At 70.0% G+C, this 20,108-nt stretch carries 20 protein-coding genes; 1 reads left to right on the top strand and 19 read right to left on the bottom strand.

Features of this window, described 5'->3' with window-relative positions:
• Window positions 1-56: 56 nt before the first annotated feature.
• The 7 genes from ACWGIC_RS26855 to hemL all read right to left on the bottom strand — a co-directional run bounded on the left by ACWGIC_RS26855 (window position 57) and on the right by hemL (window position 7,573).
• The gene (locus tag ACWGIC_RS26855) at window positions 57-1,358 is read right to left on the bottom strand and encodes a nucleotide-binding protein (RefSeq protein ID WP_452078689.1); all 1,302 of its coding nucleotides are present in this window, start codon (window positions 1,356-1,358) and stop codon (window positions 57-59) included.
• Between the two features lie 85 nt (window positions 1,359-1,443).
• Window positions 1,444-2,439, bottom strand: coding sequence for a c-type cytochrome biogenesis protein CcsB (gene ccsB / locus ACWGIC_RS26850; RefSeq protein ID WP_452078688.1), 996 nt, complete (start codon window positions 2,437-2,439; stop codon window positions 1,444-1,446).
• 3 nt (window positions 2,440-2,442) lie between these two features.
• On the bottom strand, window positions 2,443-4,047 hold the full coding sequence (resB, locus tag ACWGIC_RS26845) for a cytochrome c biogenesis protein ResB (RefSeq protein WP_452078687.1): 1,605 nt from the start codon (window positions 4,045-4,047) through the stop codon (window positions 2,443-2,445).
• A complete protein-coding gene (locus tag ACWGIC_RS26840) occupies window positions 4,044-4,817 on the bottom strand; it encodes a cytochrome c biogenesis CcdA family protein (RefSeq protein ID WP_452078686.1) in 774 nt (257 codons plus the stop codon). Before ACWGIC_RS26840 ends, resB begins: the two co-directional genes overlap by 4 nt.
• Before the next feature lie 250 nt (window positions 4,818-5,067).
• Window positions 5,068-5,649, bottom strand: coding sequence for a TlpA family protein disulfide reductase (locus ACWGIC_RS26835; protein WP_452078685.1), 582 nt, complete (start codon window positions 5,647-5,649; stop codon window positions 5,068-5,070).
• Window positions 5,646-6,272 (bottom strand): histidine phosphatase family protein, encoded by a 627-nt coding sequence (locus tag ACWGIC_RS26830; protein ID WP_452078684.1) that lies wholly within the window; start codon window positions 6,270-6,272, stop codon window positions 5,646-5,648. The genes ACWGIC_RS26835 and ACWGIC_RS26830 overlap by 4 nt, the downstream gene beginning before the upstream one ends.
• Window positions 6,269-7,573: a glutamate-1-semialdehyde 2,1-aminomutase gene (gene hemL / locus ACWGIC_RS26825; RefSeq protein ID WP_452078683.1), complete on the bottom strand. Its 1,305-nt coding sequence runs from the start codon at window positions 7,571-7,573 to the stop codon at window positions 6,269-6,271. Before hemL ends, ACWGIC_RS26830 begins: the two co-directional genes overlap by 4 nt.
• A 130-nt stretch (window positions 7,574-7,703) precedes the next feature.
• Here hemL and ACWGIC_RS26820 point away from each other — a divergent pair, with 130 nt between their 5' ends.
• Window positions 7,704-8,189 carry a TspO/MBR family protein gene (locus ACWGIC_RS26820; RefSeq protein ID WP_452078682.1) on the top strand — a complete coding sequence of 162 codons (486 nt, stop codon included), beginning with the start codon at window positions 7,704-7,706 and terminating at the stop codon, window positions 8,187-8,189.
• On the opposite strand, the gene ACWGIC_RS26815 is transcribed toward ACWGIC_RS26820, so the two are convergent.
• The 12 genes from ACWGIC_RS26815 to ACWGIC_RS26760 all read right to left on the bottom strand — a co-directional run bounded on the left by ACWGIC_RS26815 (window position 8,186) and on the right by ACWGIC_RS26760 (window position 19,193).
• Window positions 8,186-8,710 carry a DUF5666 domain-containing protein gene (locus ACWGIC_RS26815; RefSeq protein WP_452078681.1) on the bottom strand — a complete coding sequence of 175 codons (525 nt, stop codon included), beginning with the start codon at window positions 8,708-8,710 and terminating at the stop codon, window positions 8,186-8,188. The genes ACWGIC_RS26820 and ACWGIC_RS26815 overlap by 4 nt on opposite strands.
• A 7-nt stretch (window positions 8,711-8,717) precedes the next feature.
• A complete protein-coding gene (locus ACWGIC_RS26810) occupies window positions 8,718-9,920 on the bottom strand; it encodes an ABC transporter permease (protein WP_452078680.1) in 1,203 nt (400 codons plus the stop codon).
• On the bottom strand, window positions 9,917-10,615 hold the full coding sequence (locus ACWGIC_RS26805; RefSeq protein WP_452078679.1) for an ABC transporter ATP-binding protein: 699 nt from the start codon (window positions 10,613-10,615) through the stop codon (window positions 9,917-9,919). The genes ACWGIC_RS26810 and ACWGIC_RS26805 overlap by 4 nt, the downstream gene beginning before the upstream one ends.
• Window positions 10,612-11,856, bottom strand: coding sequence for an efflux RND transporter periplasmic adaptor subunit (locus ACWGIC_RS26800; protein ID WP_452078678.1), 1,245 nt, complete (start codon window positions 11,854-11,856; stop codon window positions 10,612-10,614). Before ACWGIC_RS26800 ends, ACWGIC_RS26805 begins: the two co-directional genes overlap by 4 nt.
• Window positions 11,857-11,920: 64 nt before the next feature.
• Window positions 11,921-12,259, bottom strand: coding sequence for a hypothetical protein (locus ACWGIC_RS26795; RefSeq protein ID WP_452078677.1), 339 nt, complete (start codon window positions 12,257-12,259; stop codon window positions 11,921-11,923).
• 49 nt (window positions 12,260-12,308) lie between these two features.
• Window positions 12,309-12,794, bottom strand: coding sequence for a hypothetical protein (locus ACWGIC_RS26790; protein WP_452078676.1), 486 nt, complete (start codon window positions 12,792-12,794; stop codon window positions 12,309-12,311).
• Window positions 12,794-13,366, bottom strand: a complete 573-nt coding sequence (locus ACWGIC_RS26785) for a hypothetical protein (RefSeq protein ID WP_452078675.1) — start codon at window positions 13,364-13,366, stop codon at window positions 12,794-12,796. Before ACWGIC_RS26785 ends, ACWGIC_RS26790 begins: the two co-directional genes overlap by 1 nt.
• Window positions 13,367-13,386: 20 nt before the next feature.
• A complete protein-coding gene (gene hemB, locus ACWGIC_RS26780; protein WP_452078674.1) occupies window positions 13,387-14,358 on the bottom strand; it encodes a porphobilinogen synthase in 972 nt (323 codons plus the stop codon).
• A 151-nt stretch (window positions 14,359-14,509) separates the two neighbouring features.
• A complete protein-coding gene (locus ACWGIC_RS26775) occupies window positions 14,510-16,042 on the bottom strand; it encodes a uroporphyrinogen-III synthase (RefSeq protein ID WP_452078673.1) in 1,533 nt (510 codons plus the stop codon).
• An 82-nt stretch (window positions 16,043-16,124) separates the two neighbouring features.
• Window positions 16,125-17,072, bottom strand: coding sequence for a hydroxymethylbilane synthase (gene hemC / locus ACWGIC_RS26770; protein ID WP_452078672.1), 948 nt, complete (start codon window positions 17,070-17,072; stop codon window positions 16,125-16,127).
• A complete protein-coding gene (locus ACWGIC_RS26765; protein WP_452078671.1) occupies window positions 17,073-18,386 on the bottom strand; it encodes a glutamyl-tRNA reductase in 1,314 nt (437 codons plus the stop codon).
• Window positions 18,387-19,193 carry a redox-sensing transcriptional repressor Rex gene (locus tag ACWGIC_RS26760; protein WP_452078712.1) on the bottom strand — a complete coding sequence of 269 codons (807 nt, stop codon included), beginning with the start codon at window positions 19,191-19,193 and terminating at the stop codon, window positions 18,387-18,389.
• Between the last annotated feature and the right edge of the window lie 915 nt (window positions 19,194-20,108).

Raw genomic sequence — 20,108 nt, 5'->3', positions numbered from 1 at the left:
TGGGTGGCGGAGTCTGAGGGGCGATCAAAGACTGCTGGGGTAGTTAGCTTCGGTGATCAGACCCGGCCGCTGAAGCCGTCTGCCACGGTTGCGGCCAGTTCCAGTAGGGCTAGCCGGGTGTCTCCGCCTAGGCGTTCCAGTTCGATCTCCGCGCCTTCTTCCAGGTGGGCGTCGAACGGGATTCGGCATACCGACCGGACTTTCGCGCCGAAGTGCGCGGCCAGTTTGTCCAGGTCGACTGAACTGCCCTTCGGGCGCACCGAGTTGATTACCACGACCGAGCGTTTCACCAGGTCGCCGTAGCCGTGGGCCTCCAGCCAGTCCAGCGTCGCGGAGGCGCTGCGGGCCCCGTCGACTGAACCGGACGAGACCACCACCAGCGAATCGGCGACGTCCAGGACGCCCTTCATCGCTGAGTGCATCAATCCGGTGCCGCAGTCGGTGAGCACGATGTTGTAGAAGTGTTCCAGCAGGTTCACCGTGCGCCGGTAGTCGTTCTCGGAGAACGCCTCCGACACCGCCGGGTCCTGTTCGCTGGCCAGGATTTCCAGCCGGCTCGACCCCTGCGAGGTGTAGGACCGGACGTCGCTGTAGCGGGTGATCTTGTCCGCGTCCCGCAGCAGGTGCCGCACGGTCGCGGTGGTTTCGATGGCGATCTTCTGCGACAGAGTCCCGCGGTCCGGGTTCGCGTCCACCGCCACCACGCGGTCGCCGCGCAGCGACGCGAAGGTCGCGCCGAGCGTGGTCGTGGTCGTGGTTTTGCCGACGCCACCCTTGAGACTCAGCATCGCGATCTTGTAGCACCCGCGCAGCGGCTGGTTGACCCGCGCGATCAGCTCGCGCCGCCGGGTGTCCGCGGGGCTCTCCCCCGGGTTGATCAGCTTGCCGCTGCCCAGGTACACCGCCTTGCGCCAGCCCGACTGCGGTGCCCGTTTCTGCTGTTTCACCAGGTGGGCGGTGGCCAGTTCGTCCGCGCCGGACGCTGGCTGCGGAAGACCCTGAGCCGCGCCCGGAGCACCCGGCAGGGGAACGGCACCGGGAGAAGGCACCGGAGTTCCAGCCGGAGGAGCGCCAGGCGGCTGCTGGTACCCGCCCGGCGCGGCGTGCTGCGGCTGGTGCGCGGGCGGCTGCAACGGGGGCAGATTCTGGTCGTAGTGCGGCTGGTAGCCGCCCGGCTGCGGCAGCGGCTGGTACGCCCCCTGCGGCGGCGGGTCGACGACCTGCGTCGGCTGCGCGTCGTACGGCCCGGTGCCGGGGTGCGGCGTCGAATCGGTGCGTTCTTCGGAGAACATGGCAGCCGGTTCCTGGGCCTGCTCGGACTGCTGTTCGCCGGCAGTCTCTTCACTGGGTCCGGTCACCGTTGCCAACCTCCCGGGTACGTCGAAGGGCCCCTGACGACGACGGTAGTCGCCCGGGGCCCGGTCCGGGTGGCGGACCCCCGGCTCAGCTCACTCCGGCGTAGGAATGCAGTCCGACGGTCACCAGGTTGACGAAGAACAGGTTGAAGATCGTCGCGGCGAACCCGACGATGTTGATCACCGCCGCGCGGGTGCCGCGCCAGCCCGCGGTGGCGCGGGAGTGCAGATAGGCCGCGTAGATGACCCACGCGATGAACGCGACGGTCTCCTTCGGGTCCCAGCCCCAGAACCGGCCCCACGCGGCCTCGGCCCACACCGCGCCGCACAGCACGCCGAAGGTGAAGATCGGGAAAGCCACGATCGTGGCCCGGTAGGCGATCCGGTCGAGCACGTCGGCGGCGGGCAGCTTCGGGCCGAAACCGGCGAACTTGGCCGGGTTGCGGTCGTGGGCGGTGCGGAAGAGGTACAGCACGCTCGCCACGCCCGGCACCAGGAAGACGCCGGAGCCGACGATCGCGGCGGACACGTGGATCACGAGCCAGTACGACTGCAGCGCGGGCACGACCGGCGCGGCCACCGTGTACAGCATCGTGCCGTTGACGAACATCAGGATCACGACGGGCAGCAGCAGGAAGCCGGTGAGGTGCCGGACCGGGAACTTCTTGATCACCACGAGCCAGGCGACGACGGTGATGAAGGTGACCGCCATGCCGTACTCGTACATGTTGCCCCACGGCGCGCGGTGCACCGCGAGTCCGCGCAGCACGATCGCCGACAGCTGCAGCAGCGCGCCCAGCACGAGCAGCGCCGCGCCCATCCGGCCGATCCGCTCGGCGCGGCCGACCGCGCGCGGGGCTTCGGGCTCGGCCGGCGCGTCGCCGTCCTCGATGCCGGCGGAATCGTCGGAGTCCGGCCCGCCCGCGCCGACCAGCACGCGCTGGCGGCTGCGCTCCGCGGCGAGGCGGCCCTTGGCCCCGAACGCCTGCTCGAAGAGCGTGAACAGCAGCGCCAGCACGTAAATCGCCACTGTCGTCGTGTACAGCAGGTCGCTGTACTGCGAGAGAGTCTCGTTGATTTCCATGCCTCAGCTGCCCTTCCGGCCCGTGACCAGCCGTTCGCTGATCCGCTGGAATTCCTCGCCGTATCCGGCTTGATCCGTGCGCGCGAGCCCCGCGACCTCGATCACGGTACTCGCGCCCTCGTCCTTGCCCGGCCGCACCCGCACCCACACGCGACGCCGCTTGACCAGCAGCGATGCCCCGAGCCCGGCGAACATCACGATCGCGAAGCCGAGCACGTAGCCCTGCGTCGGATCGTGCGAGATCTGCAGGTTGACCCATTTGTTGACGCCGTCGAAGCGGACCTTGGTGCCGTCGTCGAGCGTCAGTTCCTGGCCGACCGCGAGGTTCTTGCGGGCGACCCGCTTGAGCCTGCCGTCCTGGACGCGGGACTGGTCGACCGAGAACACCGACTGGCCGCGGCCCGCGTCGAGACCGAGGTCGCCGCGCAGCACGTCGACCGCGACCATCGGGTTGTTCAGCTGCGGCGCGGTCGAGGTGAGCACGCCGCCGTGGATGAACGACGACGGCGCGAACAGGCCGGTGATCGCGAGCTGCTTGGTGCGCCGCTGAACCTCGTCGGTGACGCCCGGCTGGTCGAACTTCGTCGCGCCCTCGGACAGCATCGTCGCCGGGTTGCTGAACATCCACTGGGTGTTCTGGGTGCGCTTCTCGCCGTTCGGGAAGGTCACCGTGAACTGCGGCGAATAGCCGTTGCCCAGCAGGTAAACCCGGTCGCCGACGGTCCGCAGCGGCTCGTTGACCTCGAGGTCGTACGGCTTCCACGCGCCGGTCTGCAGGTCCTCGCCGGACTGGTACTCGATGTGCGAGTGGTAGTAGTCGGCCTGGTTGGTGGCGGTGTAGCGGGCGGTGAAGTCGTTGACCTTCACGCAGAACGGGTCGAGGTCGGTGCCGTCGACGCGCAGTCCGGCCTCGAACGAGTCGTAGTTGTAGATGCCCGAGTTGCAGAACTGGCCGCCGTTGGCCTGCACGATGACCTGGCCCTCGTAGCTGTAGAGCTTGCCGAGGGCGAAGAAAATGATCAGGCCGAGCATGCCGAAGTGGAAAAGCAGGTTGCCGGTCTCGCGCAGGTAGCCGCGCTCGGCCGAGACGCTGAACCCGCCGCCGTCCTCCTCGCGCTCCACGCGCCGCCAGCCGGACAGCTGCTTGCGCACGTCCTCGCGGATCGTCTCCGGCGTGCGCGCGGTCCGGGCGATCCGGTGGTGCGGCATGCGCGAGAGATTGCGCGGCGTCAGCACCGGCTTCGCCCTCATCTGCTTGATGTACTCGAAGCTGCGCGGCGTGAGGCAGCCGACCAGCGAGATCATCAGCAGCAGGTAGATCGCGGAAAACCAGACGCTGGAGTAGACGTCGTAGAACTCCAGCTTGTCGAGCAGCGAACCCCACCAGCCGTGCGCGCTGATGTACTCGTCGACCTTCGGCGCGTTCAGCCGCCGCTGCGGCAGCAGCGCGCCGGGCAGCGCGGCGAGCGCCAGCAGGAACAGCAGCACCAGCGCGGTGCGCATGGACGTCAGGCCGCGCCAGGTGTTGCGCAGGAAAGCCAGGAACTGCTTGGCCGCGGACGGCCGGTACGGCTTCGGGTTCTCCGGGGGCGCTTCGGTAGTGGTCACAACGGCAGCTCGAGATCGGAGGCGACGGAGTTGCGGAGCCAGCCCATGACTTCTCCCCAGAGCCCGGTGACCAGCAGGATGCCGACCACCATCAGCAGCGCCCCGCCGAAAATCTGCACGCGGCGGCCGTTGCGGCGGAGCCAGTCGGTGGCGCGCACGGCCCAGCGGGCACCGAGCGCGATCAGCAGGAACGGGACGCCGAGGCCGAGGCAGTAAACGAGCACCAGCACGTACCCGCGGACCGCGGCCCCGCCAGTAGCACTGGCGAGACTGGTGACGGCCGAGAGCGTCGGCCCGATGCACGGCGTCCAGCCGAGCCCGAACACCGCGCCGAGCACCGGCGCGCCCCACAGGCCGCCGCCGGGCACGCGGTGCGAGCGGACCTCGCGCTGCAGCCCGGGAATCCAGCCGAGGAAGACCAGCGACATGAGAATGGTGAGGATGCCGCCGATGCGCTGCAGCAGATCCTGGTTGACCAGCAAGGAGTTCGCGAGCCAGACCAGCGTGCCCATGGTCGCGACGAACACCACGGTGAACCCGAGCACGAACAGCCCCGCCGCGCCGAGGACGGCGTAGCGGCCCTTCTTGCGCTCCTCGCCGTCGCGCACCGCCGGGGCGTCTGCGCCGACGAGAGCCGCGAGGTAGGCGAGGTACCCGGGCACGAGCGGCACCACGCACGGCGACGCGAACGAGATGGCCCCGGCCACCAGCGCGACACCCGCGGCGAGCAGCAGCGGCCCGGAGAGCGCCAGCTCGGACACGGAGTTCACGCACTTGAGAGTAGGCAGTGAGCTGGACGTGAGGCGGGCGGGGCCCGCTCGCAGGACCTACGCCACAGCGGGGCCGGGACCTTGGTCCTGTGCCGGTCGTGCCGCCCCAATGCCACTTTGGGTGCGTCCCACGCACCCAACGCCACATTCGGTGCATCCCACGCACCCAATGTGGCATTGGGGCGAAGCTGGGACGGGCGAGGCGGAGCAAGGCGGGCAGAGCGAAGCGCGGGGTCCGGCGGGGCCGAGGCTATTTCTCCGCGCTGAGCCGCTGCACCACCGGAACCAGGTCCGACGCCAGCACCTGCCGCAGGAACACCGCGGCCACCCGGTGCTGTTTGTCCAGCACCAGCGTCGACGGGATGATGTTGCGCGGATACCCGGCCAGCTGCAGCAGCACGCGCCCGGACGGGTCCCAGATCGACGGGTACGTCAGGCCGCGATCGCGCACGAAGTCCTGCGCCACGTCGCGTGCCGGGTCGCGCACGTCGAGTCCGATGACCTTGGCGCCGAGCGGGGCGATCTGCTTGCTCGCGGTCTCCAGCTCGGGCGCTTCGGCGCGGCACGGGCCGCACCACTGGCCCCACAGGTTGATCACCAGCGCCTTGCCGGGGAAGTCCTCGATGGAGAGCTGTTTGCCCTCGTGCATCAGGTCGTCGCCGGCCAGCGCCGGGGCCTTCTGCCGCTCGTTGACCGGGTAGGTGATGTCGACCTTGCCGCCGGGCGAGACGAAGGTGAAGGTGCCGCCCGAGACGACCGCGTCCTTGCCGGTCGAGCAGCCCGTCACGGCCAGCGCGGCGGCCAGCAGCACCCCGAGCAGCCGCCGTTTCATGCGCCGGTCACCTTGGGGTCGGTCGTGCCCGCGGGTTCGCTGTAGACGATCTCCAGCAGCTGCTCGCCGTCGAACACCAGGCTGGTGAGCGACGCGAGCGAGCACTGCCGCTGCCTCGGGTCGTGCCACAGCCGCTTCGCTTCGAGGAACCGGCGAAGCGTCCAGATCGGCAGCTGGTGCGAAACGCACAGCGCTTCGCGGCCTTCGGCCTTTACGCGCGCACGGTGGACCGCGCCGAGCATGCGGTGCGCGATCTCGACGTACGGCTCGCCCCACGACGGCTTGAACGGATTCACCAGGTGCGGCCACGCTTTCGGCTGTCGCAGCGCGCCGTCGCCTACTGCCACGCGCTGACCCTCGAAGACGTTCGCGGCTTCGATGAGACCGTCGTCAGTGGCGATGTCGAGCCGGTGCGCGCCCGCGATGGGTGCTGCGGTTTCCTGCGCACGCTGAAGCGGCGAAGCGACGACGTACGCCAGGTCGTGTCCGGCCACGGCCTCGGCGACGGTGAGCGCCTGCCGCTGTCCGCGCTCCGACAGCCGGAAGTTCGGCAGCCGCCCGTAGAGGATCTTCTCCGGGTTGTGGACCTCGCCATGCCGCAGCATGTGGACGACGGTGGTCACGGGCGAACCGCCTCAGCCGCCGCGCGCGCCGCCGCCGGCAGCGCGGCTTCGATGACGGCGAACGCTTCGTCGTCCATCGCTGCGTTCACGAACCACGCTTCGTACGCGCTCGGCGGCGGGTACACGCCTGCTTCGAGCAGCGCGTGGAAGAACGCCGGGAAGCGCCACGTCTCGGTGGCCTGCGCGTCCGCGTAGTTGCGTACAGGCTTGTCGGTGAAGAAGACGCTCACCAGGTTGCCCGCGAACTGCACAGTGTGCGTGACGCCCGCTTCGCTCAGTGCCTTCTCGAAAAGGCCGCCGAGACGCTTCGCGTTGGCGTCGAGCTTCGCGTACACAGCGTCGTCGGCTTCGCGCAGCGCGGTGAGACCGGCGGCGACCGCGACCGGGTTCCCGGACAGCGTGCCAGCCTGATAGACGGGACCGCCGGGCGCGAGCTTCGCCATGATGTCCGCGCGACCGCCGAACGCCGCCGCGGGCAGGCCGCCGGACATGACTTTGCCGAACGTGTAGACGTCGCCCGCGACACCTTCGAGGCCGAACCAGCCAGCGCGCGAAACGCGGAAGCCGGTCATCACCTCGTCCATGATCAGCAGCGCGCCGTTTTCGTGCGCGAGGTCACGCAGCGCGGCGTTGAAGCCGGGGTCCGGCGGCACCGCACCCATGTTGCCCGCGGCCGCTTCGGTGATCACCGCGGCGATCTGGCCCTCGTTCTCCGCGAAAGACCTCCGCAGCGCGTCAAGATCGTTGTACGGCAACACAATCGTGTCCGCGGCCTGCGCGCCGGTGACACCCGGCGAAGTCGGCAGGCCGAGCGTCGCGACGCCGGAGCCGGCTTCGGCGAGCAGCGCGTCGACATGGCCGTGGTAACAACCGGCGAACTTCACGATCTTGGCGCGGCCGGTGAATCCGCGAGCCAGCCGGATGGCGCTCATCGTGGCTTCGGTGCCGGAGTTGACCAAGCGGACCTGCTCGACCGGGCCGACCCGGCCGATGATCTCCTCGGCCAGTTCGACCTCGCCGATGGTCGGCGTGCCGAAGGAAAGCCCGTGCTCCGCGGCCGCGCGAGCGGCGGCCACCACCTTCGGGTGCGCGTGCCCGAGAATCATCGGGCCCCACGAGGAGACGAGGTCGACGTAGCGGTTGCCGTCGGCGTCCCACAGATACGGGCCCTCGCCGCGGACCATGAACCGCGGCGTGCCGCCGACCGAGTTGAAGGCGCGCACCGGCGAGTTCACCCCGCCCGGAACGGCCGCCTTGGCGCGTGCGAACCATGCTTTGGACTGCTCGGTGCCAGTGCTCACCGTCCCAGTCTTGCAAATCCTCCATCCGGGTGTCGGCGGCGCCCAAGCTGCCACCCGTTTGCCACCCGGCGCACCGGCCCGACCGCTCCTAAGATGGGCGCACATGGACGGGGCCAGCCATGGAGGAAACGTGACGGCGCCCACACATCACCGGAATCCGTGGCTGATGCTCGCGGTGTTCTTCGGGCTGGTCGGCGTCATCGCGCTGGTGGGCGCGCTGGCCGCGACGACCGCGCCGGACGCCTACAACCGGTACGTGCTGCCGGAGTGGGCCCCGCCCTCGTCCCTGTTCAGTCCGGTGTGGACAGTCCTGTACGTCGTGCTCGCCTTTTCCGGCTGGAGTTATTGGCGCACTGACGGCGAGAACCAGGGTTTCGCCGCGTACGGCATCGGCCTGCTGTTCAACCTGATGTGGATCTCGCTGTTCTTCGCGGGCGGTTCGACGCAGGTCGCGTGCGTGGACATCGTGCTGCTCGATTTCACCGTGATCGTGACGATCGCGCTCTTCTACCGCCGCTCCCGCGTCGCCGCGCTGCTGCTCGTGCCGTATCTGGCGTGGCTGCTCTACACGACCGCGCTGAACGTCGCGATCATCGCGCTCAACGACGTGCCCTAGCGGCCCGGCTGCGCCACGATCGCCTGCGCGGTCACCGAACCGTCCGATCCGGTGCGCCCCTGAACCGTCACCGTCTGCCCTGGTTTGAGGTCGCTGAGCTTGCCCGGCTGGGTCACGCCGACCGTCGTGCTGTCCGAAGTGGACACTGTTACTTCACTGCCCTGCATGGTCTTCACCGTGACCGTACTGCCGTCGACCTTCTCCACGGTGCCGACCGTGCCGCGACCGCCTGCCGCTCGCCCGCCAGCGCCCGGTTGTCCAGCAGGGGTCGCGGGACGGGCACCGGAAGCACCGCTCGACGGGCCGAACGCGGCGTGCGTCCACGCGCCGCCAGCGAAGGCAAGCGCCAGCACGAGCAATCCGGCGAGCACGAGCGTCAGCTTGCCGAACGGCCGCGCGACCTGCTTCAGCTCAGCGGTGAGATCGCCCTGGACGGCGGGTTCGGCGATGAGATCTTCCGGGGACCGGGCGGCGGGTTCCTCCGGCGGGGTCGGGATCGGCTGGGTGGTCGACGAGGACATGTCGCTCCTACTCGTGCCGGAGGGCGTCGATCGGCCGCAGCCGCGAAGCCCGGTTCGCCGGGAAACTGCCGAAGAAAAGGCCGATCAGTGCGGAAACCGCGAACGCGAGCGCGATCGACGACGGCACCACGACCGGCTGGATGCCCGCGATGCTGAATCGGCTCCCGACCACCCCGATCAGCACGCCGAGCAGTCCGCCGAACAGGCTCAGCATGGTCGCCTCGGCGAGAAACTGGCCGAGGATCGCCGAACGCGGCGCGCCGATCGCCTTGCGGATGCCGATCTCGCGGATCCGCTCGGTGACCGTGACGAGCATGATGTTCGTGACGCCGATCCCGCCGACCAGCAACGAGATCGCGGCGACCGCGCCGAGCAGCACGGTGAACGTCTGGATCGCCGACGTGCGGGTCTGCAACAGCTGCGCGGAATTCTGGATCTGGAAGTCCGGATTGGCCGACGCCGAAATGCCGTGCCGGGCGTCGAGGATCGCGGTGACCTCAGCCTGCGCCAGCCCGATCGAGTCAGCCGAGGTCGCCTGCACGGCGATCTGGTTCAGTCCGCCGTAGCCGGCGAGCGAGTTCTGCACCGCGCTGATCGGGGCGATCGCGACGTCGTCCGCGTTCTGCAGCCCAGTGCTGCCCTTAGTCTGCAGCACGCCGATCACGGTGAACTGGATGCTGTTGACCAGCACGTTCTTCCCAACCGGTTCATCCGTGCCGAAGATCGACTGCGCTGTCGTCGGCCCCAGCACCACGACCTTGCGCGCCTGCGTCACGTCCTCGGCGCTGAACAGCTGGCCGTCGGCGATCTGACGATTCGTGGTGGTGAAGTAGCTGGGTTCGGTGCCGACCACGCTCGACATGTCGTAGGAAGTCTGTCCGTACGTCGCGGTCGCGCTGGTGTTCACCACCGGGGCCGCCGCCTTGACGTCCGGCGCGCCCACCGGATCGACCAGCGCATGCGCGTCCTGCACGGTGAGCGGCCGGACCTGGCTGCTCTGCCCGCCGCCGCGGACCGGCGACACGTTGACCACGTCGGTGCCCAGCCCCTGGATGCTCGCGGTGATCGCCGCCGAAGCACCGTTTCCCACTGCTACCAACAAGATCACCGACGCGACGCCGATGGTGATGCCGAGCGTGGTGAGGACCGAACGCAGTTTGTTCGAGGCGAGGCCGCGCACCGCGAACCGCATGATCTCGACGAAGTTCACGCGCCCACCCCGGCGCGAACCTCGTCCGACACGATCCGTCCGTCGCTGACCCGGACGACGCGGTGTGCGTGGCGCGCGACCTCATCCTCGTGGGTAATCACCACGACTGTGCGACCGAGCGCGTTGAGCCGGTCGAAGACCCCTAGGACGTCGACAGTGCTTGCGTGGTCGAGGTTTCCGGTCGGTTCGTCGGCGAGCAGCAACGCCGGGCCGCCGACGAGCGCCCGTGCCACCGCGACGCGCTGCTGCTGTCCGCCGGACAGTTCGTTCGGCAGATGCTTGGCCCGGTCGGTCAGGCCGACCATCTCCAGCGCGGCGAGCGCCCGGCGTCGCCGGTCGCCCCGCTTGAGTCCGCTGTAGACCATCGGCAATTCCACATTGGACAACGCACTGGTGCGCGGAACGAGATTGAACGACTGGAAGATGAAACCGATCTTTCGGTTGCGCAGCAAGGCAAGCTGTCGTTCGTTGAGGTCGGCGACCGAGAATCCGTCCAGCAGGTACCGGCCCGAGGTAGGCGTGTCGAGGCAGCCGAGCATGTTCAGCAGGGTCGACTTTCCAGATCCGGAAGCGCCCATGATCGCCACGTACTCGCCCTGCCGCACCTGCAGATCGACCCCGCGCAGCGCGTGCACCGCGGTTTCCCCGCTGCCATAAGTCTTGCGCAGTCCGGAAACTGCGATCACCGGCTTCATCCCCGGCCCCCGCCGCCGATGCCGCCCTGACGTCCGCCACCGAATCCGCCGAGACCACCAGTGCCGCCAGTACCGCCGGTGCGCTGCTGCCCCGAACCACTCGACGTCGTCGGCGACGCGGCCGTCAGCACCACGCTGTCGCCCTCTTCGAGCCCGGACTTGATCTCCACAGTGGACTCTCCGCGCACCCCGACCTCAACCTGCCGTGACACCGGCTGCCCGTTCTGCTCCACCGTGACTACGTTCGTCGTCCCGCTGGTCCGCACCGCTGCGGCCGGAACACTAAGGACGCCATCGGCTTCCGCAACAGTGATCACGACGCTCGCCGACTGTCCGGGCCGCAGCCCCGACGGCGGATTCGACAACGCCAGTTTCGCGCCGTAACTAACGACATTGCTGCTCGTGGTCGGCGTGAGGTCGATGCTGGAAACGGTCGCCGACAACGGTTGATCGGGCGTCGCGTTCAACGTTACCGTGGCTTTCTGACCGGTTTTCACCTTGCTCACGTCAATTTCCGCCACCGAGGTGTTGACGACGAGGTTGCTCAGGTCAGTGATGACGATGAAGCCACTGCTGCTGTTGTTACTGCTGGCGCTGGACGACGACTGTTGCCCGGACTGGCCGCCGGACCCGGAACCGGACGAAGACGCGCCCGCCGAACTGGTGCCGGAACTGGCTCCGCTGCCGGTTTGCTGCCCGACCGTCCCGTTGATCGCGGTGACCGTTCCCGCCCCCGGCGCGGTCAACGTCGTCGCCGTGAGCGCCGCTTGCGCGTTGTCGACGTCCAGCTGCGCTTGATCCACTTTGGCCTGCAGCGACGCGGTGCTGCTCTGTGCCTGAGCCGAGGTCTGGTTCGCCGGCGGGTTGTCCTCAGCCGTCGTGAGGTTGTCTTCGGCGACCGCGAGGTTGGCCTTGGCGACCTGAAGCTGTTTGCTCGCCTGGGAAGAGTCGATCGTGGCCAGCTTCTGCCCGGCGCTCACGACGTCGCCGACCTTCACGTCGATGCTCGTGACCTTGCCGGACGTCGTGAAGTTCGCGGTGCCGGTGTACGTGCTCGCGATCGTGCCCGCCGCCGAAACGGTCTGCGAGACGTTCGCGCGACGGACCGGTGTCGTCCGGGTCTGTGCCTGCGCGGTGGAGCTAGCGGGCGAAAAGGCCTGGTAAATCCCGAAACCCGCGCCGCCGAGCAGCACGACAAGGACTCCGTTGACCACCCAGGTTCGTGTGCGCAGCCGCGTCATGGGCGCAAGACTGCGGGGCCCGCTTAGCAGTCAGCTGTTGGTTCCCTGTGGGACAGCTGTGTAATCAGTCCTTCTTCTTTTTGTGCTTAGCCCGCACCGCAAGAAGCAACTGCCGGACCGCGTCCACCACTAACACCGCCGACAGCGTGCCCAAACCGAGCGCCCCGGCGATGTGCCCGCCGAAGTACCGCTGCGAGACCAACCGAGTGCCGTCGCCGGCCGTGGTGACGACCGTGACGACCCCGGCGTGCCACAGCGCGAACGCCGCCCACAGCACCAATCCGGCCACCACGACCTCGCCGAGCGCGACCAAGGCGCGCCACGGCTGGTTGAGCTTCGCCTGCGGCCGGGTTTCCTCCGGCGGCCAAAGCCCGGCTCCGGTCGGCTGGGGTAGGTCGATCACGGGGTCCAGCCTTTCAGGTTCGCCGTCGTCGCGCGTCCCTCGTGCGGGTTCAGTTCCGGGAGTCATCGGGCTGCTCCTCGGCGGTCTCGTCCTCGGGCCGGTTCTTCGCGGCCAACTCGCCGAGCGCGGTCTTCAGCGCTTCGACGTCGCGGGCCCAGGCGAGCACCACCGTGCCGTCGTCCAGCTCCACTGGCAACTCGTCGTACTTCCGCGGCACCGACCAGCCCCCGCCGAGCACGCGCGTCCCGACCGGCGAGCCGACGTCGGTCACCGAGGCGATCCGCTCGGCGGCCAGGGTTTCCCTGCCCTGCCGCAGCCCCTCGGTGGTGACCTCGAGCGAAAGGAACCGGCGCCGGGCGTACACCCACGGCAGCGTCAGCCCGCACAGCGCGGCACCGATCAGCACCCAGCCGACGACGTGCGTCGGGCCGCCGGTGGCCAGTTCCGCGAGCGCGCCCAGCAGCGCGAACAGCGGGCCCCAGACCAGCGCCGACCAGCCGACGCCGGGCTCGGAGTACAGCGTCCTGGCCGTCATTACAGCTTCTTGCCGACCTTCGGGAAGTAGTCCGCGACCTTCGGCAGGTACAGCAGGATCAGCATGACGACCAGGGCCAGCGACGACGCGAGCGCGAAAATGCTGCGGATCACGCCGAGTTCGAACACGATGCCGAGCACCGCCAGCAGCGTCGCGATGCTGCGCGCCGACCGGGTGCCCTCGCGGGCCTTCCAGGCGAACAGCACGAGCAGTCCGCCGAAGCACAGCGCGCCGATCAGCATGGCCCACACGAGCGTGTTCGCGTTGGCCTGCACCTGCGCGACGTCGACCTTCTGGCCGCTCTTCTGCACCTGCTCGATCGCCCGGTCGACCAGCTGCTGTTTGAGCAGGACGGTGACGACCTGCCCGGCGACGACGATGACCGCCGCCACGATGGCGAGCACGAACGCGACGTGCACCGGCGTCGGCAGCTTGGCCTTCGGCGCGGTCTCCCCCGGCAGCACCGGATCCGGCGCGCGCCCGCGCTTGCGGCGCTCGTCGTCGGTGAGCCCGGAAAGATCGTCCGAGGTCACGCTGGCTGGCTTCGGGGTGTTCTCGTCCTTCTCGGCCACCCGAAAGACCCTACCCGGGCTCAGTCCAGCCAGGCCGCGGCCTCGGCCGCCCAGTAGGTCAGGATGACGTCCGCGCCCGCGCGGCGGATGGAGGTGAGCACCTCGAGCACGGTGCGCTCCCGGTCGATCCAGCCGTTCGCCGCGGCCGCCTCGACCATCGCGTACTCGCCGGAAATGTTGTACGCCGCAACGGGAACGGGCGAAATGTCGGCCGCCGCCTTGATGATGTCCAAATAGGACAGAGCGGGCTTGACCATGACCATGTCCGCGCCCTCGGCGAGGTCGAGTTCGAGTTCGCGCATCGCCTCGCGCGCGTTGCCGAGGTCCTGCTGGTAGGTCTTGCGGTCGCCCTTGAGCTGCGAGTCGACCGCCTCGCGGAAGGGCCCGTAGAACGCGCTGGCGTACTTCACGGAGTAGGCGAGGATCGCGGTCTCGCTGTGCCCGACCTCGTCGAGCGCCCGGCGGATCACGCCGACCTGGCCGTCCATCATCCCGCTCGGCCCGAGCACGTGCGCCCCGGCTTCCGCCTGCGCGACGCCCATTTCGGCGTACAACCGGAGCGTGGCGTCGTTGTCGACCACCCCGTCCGCGTCGAGGACGCCGCAGTGCCCGTGGTCGGTGAACTCGTCCAGGCAGGTGTCGGCCATCAGCACGGTAGAGTCGCCGAGTTCGCTGCGCAGATCCCGCAGCGCGACGTTGAGGATGCCGTTCTCGTCGACCGCGCCGGAACCCTGCGCGTCCCGCTTCTCCGGAATGCCGAAGAGCATGAGCCCGCCGACCCCGGCGTTGACCGCCTCGACAGCGGCCTTGCGAAGCGTGTCGCGAGTGTGCTGGACGACGCCCGGCATGCTGGCGATCGGACGCGGTGCGTCGAGGCCCTCGCCCACGAACATCGGCAGGATCAGCTGCCGAGGCCGCAACGTGGTCTCACTGACCATCCTGCGCATAGCCGGAGTAGTACGAAGCCTGCGGGGTCGCTGCTCAGGGAACACACATTCAAGGTACTCCCGCGCTCAGACAATCTCTTCGGCGAGGGCGCTCGCCCGCGGCGGCCTGCCGCTGGGCTCCCCTGCTCCCAAAAGCCGTGAAGGGCTCCTTGAGGGAATCAGATTCCCTCAAGGAGCCCTTCACGGACAAAGAACCTCAGCTGCGCCGGGTCCGCTTGGCCTTGCGCGGCGGCGGCAGCGCACCCTCCGCGCGAAGCCGCGCGGCGTGCTCGGCGAGCGCGTCCACCAGATGCGGCACGTCGGCCTTCTCCGGCTGGACGTCCACCCGCAGACCGAATTCCACCGCGGTCTCGGCGGTCTTCGGCCCGATGCACGCGACCAGCGTGCGCGTGTGCGGCTTCCCGGCGATGCCCACCAGGTTCCGCACGGTCGACGACGAGGTGAAGCAGACCGCGTCGAACCCGCCGGTCTTGATCATCTCGCGGGTCTCGGCTGGCGGCGGGGCGGCCCGGACGGTCCGGTAGGCGGTGACGTCGTCCACTTCCCAGCCGCGATCGACCAGACCGGCCGACAGGATCTCGGTGGCGATGTCCGCGCGCGGCAGCAGGACGCGGTTCACCGGGTCCAGCACGTCGTCGTACGGCGGGAACTCGGCCAGCAGGCCCTCGGACGACTGCTCGCCCGTCGGCACCAGCTCCGGGATGATCCCGAACGAACGCACCTTCGCCGCGGTCGATTCGCCGACGCAGGCGATCTTCACGCCGGAGAACGCCCGCGCGTCCAGGCCGAACTCCTCGAACTTCTCCCACACCGCGCGCACTGCGTTGGTGGAGGTGAAGACGATCCACTGGTACCGGCCGTCGACCAGGCCCTTGACCGACCGCTCCATCTGCGCCGGGCTGCGCGGCGGCTCGACGGAGATCGTCGGCACCTCGTGCGAGGTCGCGCCGTGGCCGCGCAGCCGCTCGGCCATCTCGCCCGCCTGCTCCTTGGTGCGCGGCACCAGGACCTTCCAGCCGTACAGCGCCCGCGACTCCCACCAGGACAGCTTCGACCGCTGCCCGGCGGCCTGCCCGACCGTCACGACCAGCGGGCCGACCAGCTCGCCCGCGTCGTTCGCGACCGAGGCGAGGGTGGTGTCCAGCGTGCGCTGGGTGTTGATGGTGCCGTTCGCGGTGACCGCGACCGGGGTGGTGGCGGGCAGCCCCTTCTCGGTGAGCTGGCTCGCCGCCTCGGCCAGGTGCGCCGAGGTCGCGTGCAGCACGATCGGGCCGGGGACCGCGGCCAGCGCGCCCCAGTCGACCTCGCCGCGGACGTCCGCCTCGGTGTAGGTGCCGCCGAGCGCGACACCCGCGTACGCCGGCACCGCGGTGCCCGGCGCGACGCCGGGGATGACGTCGAACACGGCAGAGGTGCGAGCGACGGCCTGGACCTCGGCCACGACGGCCGGGCTGGTCAGCGGGTCGCCGGAGACCAGCCGCAGCGCGAGCCGGCCTGCCTTGGCCTCGGCGGTCAGGTCCTTCGCGACGTCGGACGGTTCGCCGACGGCGGGGCGGACCTCGGCGGTCGGAGCCGCGGACGCGAGCACGCTCGCGGGCACGTCCGGATCGGTCACCACGACCTCGGCCTTGGCCAGGAGTTCCTGGGCGCGGACGGTGAGCAGCCCGGCGTCCCCGGGGCCCGAGCCCACGAAGGCGACGCGCCCGGCGGTCTTGCGAGCAGGGGTCATCGTTGGTGTTCTTCTCCTCTTGGGCGGCCGGTGCCCCGGCCGCTGCTGTCGGGCAGGTCGTGCGGGTCGGTGACGGCTGGCGTCACAGTGCGGGGCCGAGCAGCGCCCCGGCTCCCAGGTCAAGCAGTTCGGCGGCCAGTTCCCGGCCGAGCTTCTCCGCCTCGCCGATCCCGGCGATCGCGGAGGCCCGCACCATGTCGACGCCGCCGTTCTCGCCTTCGACGGCAGCGGTGCCGCGCAGCGAGATCCGTTCCACCACCGCGCCCTCGTCGTCGAGGTCCTCGACGATCTCGGCGAGCGCGCCCACCGGCGCGCTGCACCCGGCTTCGAGCGCGGCGAGCAGAGCCCGTTCGGCCGTCACCGCGACCCGCGTGCTCTCGTCGTCCGCCGCGGACGCGAGCAGGTGCTCGACGTCCACGTCGGCGGCCCGGCACTCCAGCGCCAGCGCCCCCTGCGCGGGGGCGGGCAGCATCTGGATCGGGTCGAGGGTTTCGGTGATCTCGTCCACCCGGCCGACCCTGGCCAGTCCGGCACGCGCGAGCACCACGGCATCCAGCTCACCGTCGGTCACCTTGCGCATGCGGGTATCGATATTGCCTCGGATCGGCACGATTTCCAAACCGAGACCCAGCGCGCGCAGCTGAGCCATGCGCCGCGCCGCGCCGGTGCCGACCCGCGAGCCCGGCGGAAGCTCGCCGAGAGTGAGCCCGTCGCGCGCGATCAGCGCGTCGCGCGGGTCCTCGCGCGGCGGCACCGCGGCCAGCACCAGCTCGGGTTCGGGCGCGGTGGGCAGGTCCTTGTACGAGTGCACGGCGACGTCGATCTCGTTGCGCAGCAACGCTTCCCGCAGCGCCGAGGTGAACACGCCGACCCCGATCTGCGAGATCGGGGCGCTGGAGAGGTCGCCAGGCGTGGTGACGGTGACGATCTCCACCTCCGCCCCGGTGGCGCGGAGGGTGTCGGCGACGATGCCGGTCTGCGCGAGGGCGAGTTTGCTGCCCCGCGTGCCGATGCGAATGACTCTGGTCACTTACCGCTTCTTCTCGGATTCCGGCGCTGTCGGGCTCGCCACGGCCGCAGGAGCCTGCGGGTCGAGGCAGAACAGTTCCCGCAACGCGTTGGCGTAGTCGGTGTCGGCCGTCTCGGCGGCCAGCTGCTTGACCCGCACCGTCGGCGCGTGCAGCAGCTTGTCGACCACCCGGCGAACCGTGCGGCCGACCTCTTCGCGAACCTGGCTGTCGAGTTCCGGCAGCCGGTTGTCCAGGCGGAGCAGCTCCGCGTCCACCACCTCGGCCGCGCGCCTGCGCAGCGCGGTGACCGTGGGCGTGACCTCGGCACTGCGCTGTCCGGCGAGGTACTCGCGCACCTCGTCGAGCACGATGCCGTTGGCTTTGGCGGTCTGCCGCTCGGTGGTCGGGGCTCCCGCGTCGCGCATGCGGCGCTGGATCGTCTCCAGGTCGACCACGGCGACGTCGGCGAGTTCGGCGACCTCGGGGTGGACGTCCTTGGGCAGCCCGAGGTCGCAGACGACCAGCGGACGACCCGCCCGCGCGGGCACGTGTCCGGCGAGGAACACCGCGTCCTGCGCCCCGGTGCACGCCACGACGAGGTCGGCCAGCTCGACCGCTCCGGCGAGGTCGGACAGCGGCACCGACCGGGCCGGGATCCCCTCGGCGGCGACCTTTTCGGCCAGCCGGGCGGCGTTGGCTTCGGTGCGGTTGGCCACGGTGATCTCGGCGATCCCGGCCTTGCGCAGCTGCGACGCGGTGAGCGCGCCCATCGAACCGGCGCCGACAACCAGCGCGTGCTTGCCCGCGATGTCGCCCGCGGCGGCCAGCGCCTCGGACACGACGGACGCGCCGAGCTGGTCGAGCCCGGTCTCGGAGTGCACGCGCTTGCCGACGCGCAGCGTGGTCTGGATCAGCTCGTGCAGTGTGCGGCCGACCGTGCCGGCGTCGCGCGCGGTCGCGTACGCGGACCGGATCTGGCCGAGGATCTGCGTCTCGCCGACCACCATCGAGTCGAGGCCCGAGGTGACCGAGAACAGATGCTCGACGGCCGCGCCCGCGTAGTGCACGTACAGGCTGTCGTACAGCTCGGTGGGCTCCATCCCGGCCTTGCGGGAGAGCACCTCCGAGACGTCGTTGACGCCGCCGTGGAACGTCTCCACCACGGCGTAGACCTCGATGCGGTTGCACGTCGAGACGAGCATGACCTCGCTGATGTGCTCGGCCTGTTGCAGGTCGTGCAGGACCTTGGTCAGCTCGTCCGCGGGGATCGCCGCACGCTCGAGCGTGCCGAGATCCGCACTGCGATGGGAGAGCCCGACCGCCAACACGCTCATTCAGCGCACCACCATTCCGAGACCGCCGTCCGTTCCGGCGCCGTTTCGTCCGCCGCCCGTGCTGCCATTGTCGGCGGACCGGCCGGTGCCGGGTAACCCGGTATTTCCCTGGTTTTCCCCGGCGGCACCAACACTGGCCGCGCTGTCCGCGCGGCGAGCCACGTGGAACGAGAGGATCTGCAGCTCGACAGCCAGGTCGACCTTGCGGACCTCGACGTGTGCCGGCACCTGGAGCACTACCGGCGCGAAGTTGAGGATGCACTGGACGCCGCCTGCCACCAGCCTGTCGCACACCGACTGCGCGGCGGTAGGAGGTGTGGCGATGATCCCCACGGAAATCTCCCGTTCGGAGCAAACGCGAGGAATGTCGTCCATGTGCGAGACCGGCAGACCCCCTACGGGAACGCCGATCAAATCGGGGTCGAGGTCGAAGAGCGCTTCGACGGGGAACCCGCGGCCGGGGAAGCCGCCGTAGTTGGCGAGCGCGTGGCCGAGGTTGCCGATGCCGACCACGGCGACCCGGTGCTGGCGGGTGAGGCCGAGGATGCGCTCGATCTGGCTGACGAGCACCTGCACCTCGTAGCCGACGCCGCGGGTGCCGTAGGAGCCCAGGTAGGAGAGGTCTTTGCGGAGTTTGGCGGAGTTCACGCCCGCCGCGGCGGAGAGTTCCTCGCTGGAGACGGTGGTCGCGCCCTGTTCGGCCAATCCGGACAGAATCCGCAGGTAGACGGCCAGCCGGGCGACAGCGGCCTCGGGGATCTGCTTTGCGCGGACCGCGGTGTCTTCGGTGTCGGAGACGGCGGGCATCTCGGCGGTCGGGGCGTTGTCGGCGTCCGGCGCGGGGCGGGAGGCCCGGGCGGCGCGGCGGGTGCGGGGTTTAGGGTCGTCCTCAGCGGGGGTTTCGGCTTGCGCGGCGGCCCGGGCGGCCGCCCGGGTGGGGCGGCCGTTGCCGGAGGCTGCGCGGCTGTTTCCTTCGGCGCGACCGTCGGCTGCGGCGTGTTCGCCGGTGGCGGCGACCTGGTCTTGTTCGGCTGCCCGGCTTGCCCGGCCGGACGCTGCCCGGCCGTTCCCAGCGGCGTGTTCGCCACCGGCGACTCGGTCCTGCCCAGCCGCCTGGCCCCCACGGCCGTTCCCAGCGGCGTGTTCGCCACCGGCGACCTGGCCCTGCCCAGCCGCCCGGCTAGCGCGGCCGGATGTCGCCCGGCCATTCCCAGCGGCGTGTTCGCCACCAGCGACTCGATCCCGCTCAGCCGCCTGACTCCCACGCCCGTTCCCAGCAGCGTGCTCGCCACCGCCAGCGACCTGATCGTGGCCAGCCGCCCGTCCGTTCTCCGAGCCGCTCGCGTGACTGGCGTCCGCCGAATTCCCGTTGCGTGCCAAGCCGTTCTCGCTCACGGTGGCTCGACGGCGGCTGCCCGCGGCGTGCCGTCCGCCAGCACGGCGCGCGGCCGGCGGGGCGGACTCGGCGGCGTCGGACTCGTCGCGGGGAGGCGTGGCCGGCGGTTCGGCACCGCTGCGCCCACCCCGCTGTGTCACCACGCTGACTTCTCCTCAATCCGGCTTCGTGCCCGCGCTGTCCCCCATCTGCCTTGCCGGCAGTGGAAAACCAACCCTTGACCCCACGGCTTCCGTCCGGTTCGATGCCGGTCCTCGCGGGGACGGGTTACTACGGTAGTCCACTTGTGAACGCATGCACAAAGTCACTGGTCACCCGCATGACCA

The organism is Amycolatopsis sp. NPDC054798 (assembly GCF_053611505.1).
The sequence above is the reverse complement of the archived record's forward strand: the minus strand, read 5'-3'. Positions and strand labels throughout refer to the sequence as shown.

Coding starts and splice junctions, on each gene's coding strand:
- ACWGIC_RS26790 (WP_452078676.1), bottom strand. CDS start 12,794: ATGACGGCCAGGACGCTGTACTCCGAGCCCGGCGTCGGCTGGTCGGCG.
- ACWGIC_RS26760 (WP_452078712.1), bottom strand. CDS start 19,193: ATGCCCGCCGTCTCCGACACCGAAGACACCGCGGTCCGCGCAAAGCAG.
- ACWGIC_RS26815 (WP_452078681.1), bottom strand. CDS start 8,710: ATGTCCTCGTCGACCACCCAGCCGATCCCGACCCCGCCGGAGGAACCC.
- ACWGIC_RS26775 (WP_452078673.1), bottom strand. CDS start 16,042: ATGACCCCTGCTCGCAAGACCGCCGGGCGCGTCGCCTTCGTGGGCTCG.
- ACWGIC_RS26800 (WP_452078678.1), bottom strand. CDS start 11,856: ATGACGCGGCTGCGCACACGAACCTGGGTGGTCAACGGAGTCCTTGTC.
- ACWGIC_RS26835 (WP_452078685.1), bottom strand. CDS start 5,649: ATGAAACGGCGGCTGCTCGGGGTGCTGCTGGCCGCCGCGCTGGCCGTG.
- ccsB (WP_452078688.1), bottom strand. CDS start 2,439: ATGGAAATCAACGAGACTCTCTCGCAGTACAGCGACCTGCTGTACACG.
- ACWGIC_RS26805 (WP_452078679.1), bottom strand. CDS start 10,615: ATGAAGCCGGTGATCGCAGTTTCCGGACTGCGCAAGACTTATGGCAGC.
- ACWGIC_RS26765 (WP_452078671.1), bottom strand. CDS start 18,386: ATGAGCGTGTTGGCGGTCGGGCTCTCCCATCGCAGTGCGGATCTCGGC.